Genomic DNA, 13,310 nt, shown 5'->3' on the forward strand with positions numbered 1-13,310 from the left:
CACGTCAGATCTCAGAACGGAGAGAAGATAGCGGCTAAAATTGATTCAGCTTTTTGCTTTTCAGCTAACTCACGAAAATATTCAGAGAAGCAGGAGCTGATCCTCAGGCTACCTGGATCTGCCGAGAACAACTTTCCAGCATTTGCGTGAGCTTAGCTGCGGGAACAGGACGACTGAAGTAGAATCCTTGGCCTTCATGACATCCCCGTTGGCGCAGGTAATCCAACTGTTCCTCAGTTTCTATCCCCTCCGCTGTAATGCTTAACCGCAGGCTTTTTGCCAAGGCAATGATCGCATCACTCACCGCAGCACTGTCTGGATTCGACAGTATATCTTGCACAAAGGAGCGATCGATCTTGAGCAGACTCACCGGAAATTGCTTTAAGTAATTGAGGGAGGAATATCCTGTACCGAAGTCATCTAGAGCCAGCAAGATGCCCAACCCCTGTAATTGTTTTAGGGTATCAATCGATCGCTCTAGCTCCACCATCAACGCGCTTTCAGTCACTTCCAATTCTAGATAGGCTGGCTCTAGCTCCGTCTCTGCTAAAACCTGCCTAATCATGTCCACTAAATTGGGTTGTTCTAGCTGTCGAGCGGACAGGTTGACTGACATTCGCATGGCTGGAAATCCAGCCAACTGCCAAGCTCGGCTCTGGGCACAGGCTGTACGCAACACCCATTCTCCCAGTGGCACAATCAGACCATTGGCTTCAGCAATGGGGATAAACTTAGAGGGGGAAACCAAACCCAGAGTTGGATGCTGCCAACGCACTAGTGCCTCGACCGCTGTCAATTCTCCACTCTCTAAATCAATTAAAGGCTGGTAGTAAACCCGCATTTCCTGGCGCTCTAAAGCACCATACAATTCGTTCTCTAACGCTAAGCGCTCTTGCAACTGAGCGGCTATTTCGGGGCAATAAAATTGGTATTGGCCGCGTCCCTGCTGCTGGGCTCGGTAAAGCGCCATGTGAGACTGCTGTAAAAGTGGCTCGACACCTTGGCGCTCTCCCAGCTCATTGATGGTAATTCCCACACTGGCTGTAATCCGAATCAGCTCGCCTTCTAAAGCGAAAGGTTTTGCTAGCGTGCTCAAGATTAACTGAGAAAGCTTAACCACACTCTCCAAGCAGGGCAAGTCTGTGAGAGCGATCGCAAATTGATCCTCGCTGAGATGGGCCAAAATCTCTGTTGAACTCAGGCAAGTAGTTAAACGTTGAGCCATGGCTCTAAGGAGCAAATTAGCAGTCTCCGGTTGCCAAGCGTGACTCGCGCCCGTAAAGTCATCAATCCCCACTAACAGAACCGCCACCAATCTTGGCTGGTTCGGAACTGGGGACAGAGTTTGATACAGGCGATCGCAGAACAAATCCCGATTGGGCAAGCCAGTCAAGTTATCGTAATGGCGGATGTAGTGAATCAACTCATCTAATTGGTGTAGCGTTTGGGAGGTATTCGCCATTAACGTCCCAGCTTCATCTTCAAAGTCTGTCGGTAGTTCCGGCAAGGTTTTGGTATCGAGATAGTCTTGCAAAACCGTAGAAGTCAAAATGACTGGAATCAAAAGGTGATGTAAGGCATAGAGAGTGGCTGCGGTACCTACCAACGTCGCGACCAAAGCAATGACTAAGACTGGGATTGCCATTTCCCAGGAATAGGAGTGGGAGACAACAAAAGTTAGCAATAACGTGAGAAGAGGAACATGGGTGCCTAAAAATGCCACTGCCATTATTTTGGCGATATAGCTAGTTTTGAGGAATCTAAAACCAGCTAGAAATGAATAGAGATGAAGCTTCTGAGAGAGCAACATAGATCACGAGTGAGACTTAAAAGACAACAGGTGAGTTGTCAAACACCTCGATTGAAAGGTGGTTTTACTTGACAATTCCAGGAAATTAGCCTCGTTGAGGCTGTCTCTTACAGACTTCCCGATATTGCGATCGCCATCTTCCATCATCTAGCGGATAAGGTTGAGCAACTTTGCTGATAGGTACTACCAGCCATTCAACCGATACTGAAACTCATCAATAAAGCTGCAAAGTCCAACAGTTGCGGAGTCTAACTATAATGAATGGAGCGTTCAATCTCGCCTTGGGCCGAGGATATCTGCTCAAAACGGCCACGATTCAAGATGAAACTATTTACTGGGTCGAAAATCTTTACTTCACGAGCGAACCTTACAGTTGCTTAGAAGACCTCGTTTCGTTTTTGCACACCTTGCCACTGCTTCCTCACTCTGAAGACACGCTGACGTGGATTAATCTCGTGAAAGCTTTATCACCTCAAGCGGTTAGCGCGATCGCTAGCTAACTTTCACCATACCTTTAGCCATGCAGATGCAGGACACCAGGCAAACTACAGACTCAAACCTACGGGATTGGCGGGATTCGAACCCGCGGCCTATCGCTTAGGAGGCGATCGCTCTATCCATCTGAGCTACAACCCCAGTTTCAAACATCACGATCATAACAGTTGTGTGAGTGCATGCAAGAGCCTTAACAGCATCACGTAGACTCCCACGTTTCTTCCCAAGGTCCACCTCCCACCTCCAAGCCACAGAGATGGCTTTGCGCCACTAAAATCGGTTGAGAGCGATCGCGTTGCCAGAGGCGTAAGGTCACGTGCCCATGCATCGTGTCACGGCAGAAGAAAATTAAACCTTGTTCTGTAGGGGCGCGCAAAGGAGTCCCTGGTGTATCACAAGTCCCCGTTAGCTCCACTCGATATTGGCCTTGCTCAGCTTGCATCTGCCAGCAACCCCACGGCTTAATCTGCCAAGTTACTTTGCTGTTCCAGGGGACAAACTCGTAGAATTTACCTCGATAGTGAATTCCGATCATGGCGACCGATTCCACCCACCACAACACTCCCCGCCGACCTCCTCCAGCCGTCAGGGCTAGATCTGGTTCATCAGTAAAGCAATTGCAATTGAGCCAAAACCATTTCTGCGGAAATGAACCACCCCAGTTTTTCTCGCTATAGGCAGGCGCATTCGTAAAGTTGTAGCGTTGGCCGTTCCAGTCAATCCAACCTGTGGCCAAACCGTGAGCCATGAGGATTTGCCAGCCAGGTTCAAAAATTTGCAGAGAAGAGAGCCAGCCTGCGGTGGATTGTTGCGGACTGCCGACGTTCCCCCAACCATAAATAGGCTGAATTTTGTATTGCCAGCGAGCTGATGCCCCAGAGCCAGGATCATTCAATACTCCCTGTTGCCAAGTTGCCGTTGCTTGATACCCTTCTTTGACCCAGCGATCGAACTCTGCTGGGGGTAGCAATCTCGGTTGCTTAGTTTCCAAGTCGCTTTGAGAAGTTTGACTATGAGCGGCTTCGCTGGTGTATCGCCAATGCCCCATGCCCAGAGCCTGCTGCCACGCCCAGAATTTCTGGACTTGAGGAAAGCTACGGCAGAGATATTCATCGTTTGGCCCTAAGATCTGTGCCCCGCCACCGCTGGCAGGCGTCCCTCCCTGCGGGTCTTCAATAGAATACATAAAGGCAAAGGTTTGGCCCAGATCGGGTAACGTTACTCGGTAGTACCAGCCTTCAAAAAACCGACGTGGATTACCGTCCCAGTGATAGCCGCTATGAGGCGTTTGAAGGGAGCCAGAGGCTGGTAGTAAAGAGGAGATTAAGGAAGCGATGCAGCTTGATGCTTGCTGAACCAACGGTAATTAGCCCCTAGTAGTGGTTGAGATAGGGTAGTAAAAAGCTACCAGAATTTTCGTCCCCACCCGGATAGAATTTAGCATCGTCCAGTGTTAAGGTAATCTAACGCAAAGTTACAATCGATAAACTTTCTACAGGTCTACTGCAATAGCCATCCACTTCACCCGATTGGGTGAGATAACGGCATGAAGTCGAATTGTGATCGCCTGTGATAACTTGGGCTCATTCATCTTTGCTGCTCTAGCTCGAAAATATTCTTAGTTATTTAGTTTGGTTCACAGAAAAAGCCGTATCTGAAGCTAATTGAATACAAGCATGAAGTCTAGCTCTGTTTTTCTGAGCGGGCTCAACCATCACTATTTCGAGCATCACTCTTTGTAGTGGCTTAAACCATTGTTCGGATTCAAGGCATTCCCTATGAGCGGCAACGATACTCAACAGCAACCTGCTCTCCCAGCTATCTCTGAGGGAGAACTGAACGCTCCTCAACACCCGCAAGAGCCGAGTCAGCCCCCTAACTCAAGCCGCTTTCGACGGTGGTTACTGCCTGTTACAATTGGCCTGCTGCTTCTCGGTGGCATAGGTTGGATCATTTTTAGCCGCTTCATCATGCCCATGTTGATGGCAGGCTCCATGCAGCCACCACCGACTCTAGTGCAATTAGGCACTCCTGAATCAGCCCCAGTAGAAGATAGCTCAGATTATGCGGCTACTTTGGATTCACGGCAGTCTGTGACCCTACAACCGCGTGTGTCAGGCCAAGTCTCAGCTATCTATGTAGAAGCGGGCGATCGCGTTGAAGCAGGTGAGCCACTTTTACAAATTGGTGCGGCTGAGCAACGGGCGCAAGTCGCCAGTCGCAATGCTGCGGTTGATACAGCCGCCGCTGATATTGATTCCGCGCAAGCCGATGTCGCCAGCGCGATCGACACGCTGAAAGCGTTGCAAGAAAAACGAGCCGCTGACCAAGCCAATGTCCAGCTAAATCAACGCGAATACGAACGCTACCAGGAACTCCAGCGGCAAGGAGCGGAAAGCCGACAAATTCTGGATCAGAGACTCAACGCGCTGCAAACGGCTCAAGCAACCGTCCGGCAGACGGAGGCTGACATCCGGGCTCAACAAAGTGCCATCAACAGAGCCAAATCTCAAGTGGTGAGAAGTGAGCGAGCCTTGGAGCAAGCCCAGGCGAATGTAGCCGAAGGGCAGGCGCAACTACAAGACTACGCTATTACCGCTCCTTTTGCAGGCGTTATTGGCAATATCCCAGTCAAGCAGGGTGATGTTGTCAGTGCGGCAACTCCTCTACTGACCCTGACGCAAAACCAGGAACTGGAAGTACAAATTGCCATCCCGCTGGAAAGAGCGCCTAATTTGCGCTTAGGGTTGCCTGTCAAGCTGTTGAGTGATCAAGACCGGGTGTTGCAGACAGGCAAAGTCTCATTTATTTCGCCCAGCGTTGATCCGTCAACTCAGTCAGTACAGGTGAAGGCGCTTTTCGACAACGCCAACAATCAACTCCGGACGTCGCAGTTTGTCCGGGCCAGAGTAATTTGGCAGTCACGCTCTGGAGTTCTGGCTCCCACTACCGCCATTTCTCGGCTAGGCGGCAGAGATTTTATCTTCGTGGCAGCTCCATTTCAAAGCTCAGGTTGTCAAGCGCAGGCACAAGCTAATGCGGCTCCCGGTGGTGCTCCTGGCGGACCCCAGGTGGAGCCTGACCAATTAGTTGCCGTGCAGAAACCCATCAAGTTAGGCAGGATTGTCGGCAACAACCAGGAAGTCGTAGAAGGACTCAGTGCGAGCGATCGCATTGTGACTTCTGGCATCCTGCAATTGCAGAACTGCATGCCGATCGCAGCAGATACTCCACCTGCTAATGCTCCTGCTAGCGCTCCTTAAAACGATACTGTGCCATGTCTTGTAGAAGCGAAGCATTCGGCAGTTCAATTTTAGATTCGTCAAAAAATTCCTGACTGAATCCTTCGTCTCTAGCACTTCTACGGCCGCTTCTACGGGTAGCGAAGTTATGATTCTCTCCATTTCCGACTTCTTTATCAAACGTCCTGTATTCGCTACGGTCTGTTCGATCGTTGTGACCTTGTTAGGCCTTGCCTGTATCCCTACCCTGCCGATCGCCCAGTACCCAGACATTACGCCCCCCCAGGTCAGCGTTACGTCTAACTACATTGGCGCGAATGCGGAGATCGTAGAGTCAACCGTCACCAACATTCTGGAACGGGAGCTCAACGGCGTCTCTGGGGTGAAATACATCAAGTCCACCAGTGCCAATGACGGTACTAGCAGCATTAACTTGACCTTCGACTTGGGTCTAAATCAGGATATTGCTGCGGTTGATGTACAAAACAAGGTTTCAACCGTAGTCTCGCGTCTGCCTGGACCTGTTACCCAGACGGGGGTGCAAGTTTCTAAAGCCAACAACAACTTCTTGCTAGCGATCGGACTTTACTCTGACCGGGACGAGGGCAAAGACGAAGACCTGTACGACGATGTTTATCTCAGCAACTACGCCGACCTCTATGTGGTTGATGCCTTAAAGCGGCTCGAAGGCGTGGGCGGGGTACAGATTTTTGGAGAGCGCAAATATGCTATGCGGCTGTGGCTTGACCCAGAACGGCTAGCTAGTCGCAACTTGACCCCCCAAGATGTAGTGGTGGCGTTACAGCAACAAAACCTCCAAATTGGAGCGGGACAAATTGGTCAGCCTCCTGCTGCTACTGGGCAACAGTATCAATATGCAGTGACAGCCCAAGGACGGCTGAAAGATGCGGAAGAATTCAACGAGCTAGTGATCAAAAGTACGGATGCTGGCACGTTGGTGAAGCTGAGAGACGTGGGCAGAGCGGAATTAGGTGCGGAGAACTACGGTTCGGTATTGCGCTTTACCTCAGACGATCGCGTCACCCATCGGGGGGTAGGACTAGGGATCACCCAGCAGTTCGGCAGTAATGCTCTGGATACAGCGCAAGCAGTCAAAGATGAGATGCAACGGCTGACGGCTAGTTTCCCTCCCGGTTTGCATTACGAAATCGCTTTTGACACCACGACTTTCATTCAAGCAGGGGCGGAAGAGGTAATCGTCTCGCTCTTCCAGGCGATCGCGTTAGTGATTTTAGTCATCTTCCTGTTCTTGCAGAACTGGCGAGCGGCGCTAGTCGTGTCGATCGCGATTCCGGTGGCTTTCATTGGTACGTTTATCTTTGTAAAGCTGCTGAATTTCTCGATCAACACTCTGACCTTGTTCGGTTTAACTCTCGCCACAGGTCTGGTGGTTGATGACGCGATCGTGATTGTAGAAGATATCTCGCGGCGGATTAACGAGGATGGGCTGCGTCCCCTTGAGGCAGCTCTCGCCTCCATGAATGCGCTGTTTGGTGCTGTCATTGCCACATCGCTGGTGTTGATCACAGTGTTCGTGCCCATTGCCTTCTTCCCTGGCACCACAGGGCAACTATATAAGCAGTTTGCGCTCACAATCGCTTTCTCGGTTGTGGTTTCTACTTTCAACGCGATTACGTTTACGCCCACTTTGTCAGCTTTGCTGCTGAAGCAAGGACACACAACGCCAAACAATTGGTTTTTTAATGGCATTAATGGTGCGATCGAGCGGACCCGTCAAAGCTACACTGGAACATTAACAAAAGTTATTCGGCGCAAAAGCATTGTGCTGGCCTTGTTTTCAGCGGGTTTAGTCCTTACCTACTGGATCTACACGATTGTGCCAGCGGGATTTGTACCCGATGAAGACCAAGGCTACTTTATTACACTGGTTCAAGGTCCAGAAGGCGTATCCCTCAGCTATACCGAAGAGGTTTTGGCAAAAGCTGAGGAGATCATGAAGCAGCGCCCCGAAATCAAAAATATTTTTGCGGTAGGAGGATTTAGCTTCAGCGGTGCCACACCCAACAACGGCTTGATTTTCTCCACGCTAAAACCCTGGGCAGAACGTCCTAAAGCAGAACAGTCGGTTAAAGGCATTATTGGCGGCTTCTTTCCGCAGCCATCAGGGCTATTTCCGCAACTGATTGGGATTAAGGAAGCGATCGTGGTGCCGTTTCCCCCGCCTGCTATTCAAGGGATTGGTAATTTTGGGGGATTTGAGTTTCACCTACAAGATCGCACAGGCAGCGACTTCAACACAATTGGGGAAGTGTTAGGTAAATTCATGGGACGGGCAACTACCTATCCCGCTCCTGACAAACCTCAACTAGCGGGGTTGCGGCCTACCTTTAATGCCAACACTCCCCAGATTTCCGTGGAAGTGGATCGGGTGAGAGCTAACCAACTCCAAGTTTCACCGGAAGAAATCTTTAGCACGTTGCAAATCTTCCTCGGCTCCGCCTATGTGAATGACTTCAACCAGTTCCAACGGGCCTACCGAGTCTATGTGCAAGCAGATAGCCGCTTCCGTTCTAATCCGGAAGACATCAAGAAGCTGTATGTGCGATCGCGAGCTGGCAGGATGATTCCTCTCGGCAACTTGGTGCGTGTGAATCAGACAATCGGCCCTTCGATCATTACCCATTACAATCTCTCCCGTTCTGTAGAGATTAACGGCTCAGGATCACCTGGCGTTAGTTCTGGGCAAGCAATCAAGGCGATGGAAGCCGTAGCCAACGAAACCTTGCCCAAGGGGTTCCGGTACGAGTGGTCTGGTCTCTCCTTAGAGGAGATTCAGGCAGGCGGTTCAGCCGTCTTTATTTTCTCTCTAGGCATTATCTTTGTCTTCTTAACCCTGGCGGCTCAGTATGAAAGTTATACCGATCCTCTGATCATCATGCTGACTGTACCATTAGCGGTTTTGGGAGCCTTATTTGCGGTGCTACTGCGCGGCACTGCGAATGATGTCTACACCCAGATCGGGCTAGTCATGCTGATCGGCATGGCGAGTAAAAACGCGGTCTTGATTGTGGAGTTTGCCAACCAACTTTCTGATGAAGGATTGACTTTAACCAAAGCGGTGACGGAAGCTTGCCGAGACCGCTTACGCCCAATCTTGATGACCGCCATTTCAACGGTGATCGGTGCTGTGCCCCTGATCGTTGCTACCGGACCAGGGGCCGCAGCCCGACAATCTTTGGGGACAGCGATCGTGGGCGGAATGTGCGTAGCCACAGTGCTCAGTTTGTTTGTAGTGCCTGTGCTGTACATCGTGATTAAAACCGCTGAATCTCAGCTCCGGCGATCGCGCCAGCCAGCCTTTGTAGGTGTAAACTCAGCGGCTATGGGCAGCGATGGAGATGGCAACGGAGATGGTCATAAGGATGGGCATAGTGACGGTGCAGGTCATCACAGCCGAGAAACTACTGCTAGCCGCTCTACAGATCATCACTAGAGATTAGGGCATACATTAAGAGAGCGATCGCTTTACTCAAATAAGGCGATCGCTCTTGTTTTTACTGAAACTCGAAACTGGATACTACTTTTTGATAAGCCTGACGCATGGGATCTTCCGGGTTGATGTAAGCGCCATGAATATGAATCACATAACGACCATCGGGGCTAGGGAAGAGAACGTTATCTGCTTCATACAGACCTGTGGAAGCGTAAGCTAGCGCATCTTGACCCGCTACCGTAATATTTTTATCTTCGCCTCGGCTCAGATTGGCTTCCTTCCAAGCTGCGAGGGGGCGCTTCTGAGCATTATCAAAAACTGAAATTGTCACGCTCGCCGGATACTCACCTCCCTTCCAAGTGCCAGAGGCGATCGCCTGATAGTCTTCGCTGTCCCAAACTTCTAGCCTTCCCAACAAAGCCTCTTTAGCCTCTGGAGGTTTATTTTCACTGCGATTATCCGGTGTAAAACCTTCCGGATATTGGAAACGAAACCCAAAGCGATCGCTCTGAAAAGTATTTTTTCCTTGAGTGCTAGAGGGAGAAGAAGTAGGCTGAGTGATAGTTGGAGTTGGTGACGGACTCCCAGTATCAGGGTATGGGGCAGGTAGAGGAGCGGGCTGTAAGGGCGTGCAGCCAGCAGCTAAAGATAGGAAGAGGCCAAAAATAGCAAAACGTTTCATAATACGCAAGTTGAGATAGTTGTAGCGATCGCTGCTCTCTTGCTGGGGTAGGCAGGAGACAACTGATAGAAGATACATCCATCTCAAATCGTTTTCCTGAGTTTTAGAAACCCTTGCTGCATAATTTGAGGGGTAACGCCACACGCAGTTTTCTTGCCACTGAAGGATAAGAAGAGACCATGTTATAAACTCTTATTACTCGACTTCTTCAAATCACAGTAATAAACAATGGCACAGCTAGAACGCTTGATCCTTATGGCAGAGGATGAACTCACTCAATACAGCACTGATGCTCGCAAGATAGAAAAACTGCGTCAAAAAATCGGTATCTCTGTTCCTTTAGCAGAGCAGCGGCAGATTAAAGAAACACTGCTGGCAGAGATGCCGACAGATACCTTAAGCCAACTTGTGGAGAAACAGCGTCAGACCGTCGCTCTGCCATTGTGGGGCATTGCTGGACTCGGCTTACTGCTAGGGATATCATTCTCCCAACCTTTCGATTTTGCGATCGTGGCTGCTGCTGGGTTTGCCGCCTTTAAGATTCAACAGTGGGGCTGGAAACTACAAGCTAAGCGCCTCGTGATTCAAACGCTAGAAGACATTGAGGAGAGAATTCAACAAGCTACTGCAAAATGAAACAGAGGGTATAATCTGCGGTGACAAAGCCCGCTCTTGCTTGAACCAATTTCCTACTTTAACCAGTAACTACGATGAATATCCCTGACGGTCCGAAAATACCATCTTGGTTACAAAAACTGCAATATACCTTAGATCCTCTAAGGTTCCTGGAGACAGCAGCAGAACGTTACGGAGATATTTTCAATGCACCTGTTATGGGAAAGGCCAATATCATGCTGCTGGTTAGTCATCCTGCCGCAATCCAACAAATTTTTTCTAGCGATACCAAACAATTCGCCGCTCCGCCTAATCAATTGTTGCGGCCTTTAGTGGGTGAGTATTCCCTACTGGTATTAGAAGGCGATCGCCATCTCCAGGGACGCAAACTGCTCTTGCCTCCATTTCACGGCGATCGCATGCGAGCCTATGGGCAATCAATCATTGAGTTGGCAGATAAAGCCTTTGCTCAATTAGCGCCTGCTCAATCTTTTACTGCCCGCACCCTAGCACAGAACATCTCGATGGATGTGATCTTGAGGGTTGTGTTTGGGCTATCGGAGGGAGAGCGATTCTATGAGCTAAAGCAACGCATCACTACACTGATGGATTTGTTTAAATCTCCGTTGATAGCAGGCTTGCTCTTTTTTCCTAACTTACAAAAAGATTTAGGCTCTCGCAGTCCTTGGGGATATGTGCGGCATGTCCAGCGGCAAATCGACGAACTACTCTACACAGAAATTCAAGCTCGTCGCCAACATCATGATCCTGCTAATTCAGATATTTTGAGCCTCCTTCTTTCCGCTAAGGATGAAGCTGGAGGAGGCATGACTGATGCAGAATTAAAAGATGAATTAATGACTTTGCTGTTGGCAGGCCATGAAACTACAGCCTCTGCGATCGCCTGGACATTCTACTGGGTGCATAAATTTCCTCATGTCCGGGAGAGGATACTTCAGGAGCTAGCCACATTAGGAGATGCGCCTGATCCCACCAGTATTGCTCGGTTGCCCTATCTCACAGCAGTTTGCCAAGAAACTCTCCGGATTTGTCCCATTGCTGTGCTAACAGTGCCCCGAGCAGTGAAGGAACCTGTGGAGCTTATGGGCTATTCATTACAGCCAGGGATTAGGGTTTTTGGTTGCATTTACCTCACCCATCATCGTAAAGATCTGTACCCAGACTCCAAACAATTCAGACCCGAACGCTTCCTAGAGCGCCAGTTTTCCCCCTATGAATTTTTACCCTTTGGAGGAGGTGTCCGACGCTGCATTGGTGAAGCTTTAGCCTGGTTTGAAATGAAATTGGTGTTAGCGACGATCCTACAGCGCTATGAATTAGAGTTGAGCGACCAAAAGCCAGAACGTCCTGTACGCGGAGGCGTCACACTAAGGCCAGAACGGGGAGTTAAGATGGTATTGCGATCGCGCCGCTAGAGAGATAGCATTACCACCCCAAAAACCTACCCCAAAAACAACTTATAGGCAGGATTCTGGCTTTCATCCCAATAGCGATATCCTAAGGTGTCGAGGAAGGCTTGCCACTCTTGCATCTCTTGGGGTGGCACTTGCATCCCCACCACAATCCGCCCGTAGTCTGCACCGTTGTTGCGGTAGTGGAACATGCTGATGTTCCAGTTGGGGCTCATGGAGGTGACAAACTTCATCAAGGCACCGGGACGTTCAGGGAACTCGAAGCGGTAGAGCAGTTCATGATGAGCCAGCGCCGAGTGACCACCCACCATATGGCGGAGGTGGAGTTTAGTTAGCTCATCATCTGTGAGATCAATCGTCTTAAATCCACAGGTCTCAAAACCTTGCGCCATCTTTGCGGCATCAGCCCGATTTTGAATCTGTAAACCGACAAAGATATGCGCTTCCTTTTGGTCAGAAATGCGGTAATTGAACTCGGTGAGGTTGCGACGACCCAGGCACTCACAGAACTTGCGGAGACTTCCTGGCTCCTCTGGGATGTTGACGGCAAAAATCGCTTCTCGGCGTTCCCCAAACTCGGCTCGCTCTGCCACAAATCGCAGGCGATCGAAGTTCATGTTGGCACCGCAAGCGATCGCAATTAACGTTTGTCCTTCAAGTTGTTCTCTTTCTGCATAAGCTTTGGCTCCAGCGATCGCTAAGGCTCCCGCAGGTTCTAGGATCGATCGCGTATCCTCAAACACATCCTTAATTGCCGCACAAGTAGCATCTGTATCCACCAGAATAATGTCATCTACATATTCTTGGCAGAGGCGAAACGTTTCTTCCCCGACTTCGCGCACCGCTACCCCATCAGCAAACAACCCCACCTGAGGCAAGCGCACCCGATGTCCTGCTTTAAGGGATTGGTGCATCGCATCGGCATCCACAGGTTCTACGCCAATGATTTTGATTTCTGGGCGTAGCCGTTTAACATAAGCCGCAATTCCAGAAATTAAGCCACCACCACCGATCGCGACAAAGATGGCATGAATCGGTTGCTGACATTGCCGCAAAATCTCCATGCCAATCGTGCCTTGGCCTGCAATCACATCGGGGTCATCAAAGGGATGAATAAAGGTCAATCCTTTTTCCGCTTCAAGTTGACGGGCATAAGCATAAGCATCATCATAGGTGTCGCCATGCAGCACCACCTCACCGCCCCGCGCTTTGACCGCATCTACCTTGACTTGGGGTGTGGTCACAGGCATAACAATGATGGCACGAGTTCCCAACCGACTCGCACCTAGAGCAACCCCTTGAGCATGGTTCCCTGCTGAAGCTGCAATCACGCCTTGCGCTAACTGGTCGCGGGAAAGATTTGCCATTTTGTTGTAGGCCCCCCGCAGCTTAAACGAAAACACTGACTGCATATCTTCCCGCTTCAGTAGCAACTTATTATTTAGCCGTGCCGATAAATTAGGAGCGTACTCTAGCGGCGATTCTTGGGCGACATCATAAACACGAGCCGTCAGGATTTGTACCAGGTAGTCGCAAAGCATGGGGTCAAAGGGTGAGC

9 protein-coding genes and 1 tRNA gene are annotated in these 13,310 nt (G+C 50.0%); 5 read left to right on the forward strand and 5 right to left on the reverse strand.

What is annotated here, in order from left to right; genetic code table 11:
* Positions 1-103: 103 nt before the first annotated feature.
* The gene (locus NDA01_RS19280; protein ID WP_431193452.1) at positions 104-1,729 is read right to left on the reverse strand and encodes a putative bifunctional diguanylate cyclase/phosphodiesterase; all 1,626 of its coding nucleotides are present in this window, start codon (positions 1,727-1,729) and stop codon (positions 104-106) included.
* A gap of 338 nt (positions 1,730-2,067) precedes the next feature.
* On the opposite strand from NDA01_RS19280, the gene NDA01_RS19285 reads away from it, so the two are divergent.
* Positions 2,068-2,310, forward strand: a complete 243-nt coding sequence (locus NDA01_RS19285; RefSeq protein ID WP_348229214.1) for a hypothetical protein — start codon at positions 2,068-2,070, stop codon at positions 2,308-2,310.
* A gap of 62 nt (positions 2,311-2,372) precedes the next feature.
* Here the strand turns inward: NDA01_RS19285 and NDA01_RS19290 are convergent.
* Both NDA01_RS19290 and NDA01_RS19295 read right to left on the reverse strand, forming a co-directional pair.
* Positions 2,373-2,446 (reverse strand) — tRNA-Arg (locus NDA01_RS19290).
* A gap of 58 nt (positions 2,447-2,504) precedes the next feature.
* Positions 2,505-3,665: a tocopherol cyclase family protein gene (locus NDA01_RS19295; protein ID WP_431193453.1), complete on the reverse strand. Its 1,161-nt coding sequence runs from the start codon at positions 3,663-3,665 to the stop codon at positions 2,505-2,507.
* A 418-nt stretch (positions 3,666-4,083) separates the two neighbouring features.
* On the opposite strand from NDA01_RS19295, the gene NDA01_RS19300 reads away from it, so the two are divergent.
* Positions 4,084-5,568 carry an efflux RND transporter periplasmic adaptor subunit gene (locus NDA01_RS19300; protein ID WP_348229215.1) on the forward strand — a complete coding sequence of 495 codons (1,485 nt, stop codon included), beginning with the start codon at positions 4,084-4,086 and terminating at the stop codon, positions 5,566-5,568.
* Between the two features lie 127 nt (positions 5,569-5,695).
* Positions 5,696-9,022 (forward strand): efflux RND transporter permease subunit, encoded by a 3,327-nt coding sequence (locus NDA01_RS19305; RefSeq protein WP_348229216.1) that lies wholly within the window; start codon positions 5,696-5,698, stop codon positions 9,020-9,022.
* Positions 9,023-9,083: 61 nt separating this feature from the next.
* Here the strand turns inward: NDA01_RS19305 and NDA01_RS19310 are convergent, their stop codons facing one another.
* Entirely contained in the window at positions 9,084-9,782 is a 699-nt protein-coding gene (locus tag NDA01_RS19310; RefSeq protein WP_348229217.1) for a hypothetical protein, read from the reverse strand.
* A gap of 150 nt (positions 9,783-9,932) precedes the next feature.
* Between NDA01_RS19310 and NDA01_RS19315 the strand changes: the two genes are divergently transcribed.
* Positions 9,933-10,340 carry a hypothetical protein gene (locus NDA01_RS19315; RefSeq protein ID WP_348229218.1) on the forward strand — a complete coding sequence of 136 codons (408 nt, stop codon included), beginning with the start codon at positions 9,933-9,935 and terminating at the stop codon, positions 10,338-10,340.
* A 74-nt stretch (positions 10,341-10,414) separates the two neighbouring features.
* Positions 10,415-11,755, forward strand: a complete 1,341-nt coding sequence (locus NDA01_RS19320) for a cytochrome P450 (protein ID WP_348229219.1) — start codon at positions 10,415-10,417, stop codon at positions 11,753-11,755.
* Positions 11,756-11,781: 26 nt separating this feature from the next.
* Here NDA01_RS19320 and ilvA read toward each other — a convergent pair whose 3' ends face one another.
* Positions 11,782-13,293 (reverse strand): threonine ammonia-lyase, biosynthetic, encoded by a 1,512-nt coding sequence (ilvA, locus tag NDA01_RS19325; protein WP_348229220.1) that lies wholly within the window; start codon positions 13,291-13,293, stop codon positions 11,782-11,784.
* Positions 13,294-13,310 lie beyond the last annotated feature (17 nt).

It is taken from the genome of Trichocoleus desertorum AS-A10 (assembly GCF_039962155.1).
Lineage (GTDB): Bacteria > Cyanobacteriota > Cyanobacteriia > FACHB-46 > FACHB-46 > Trichocoleus.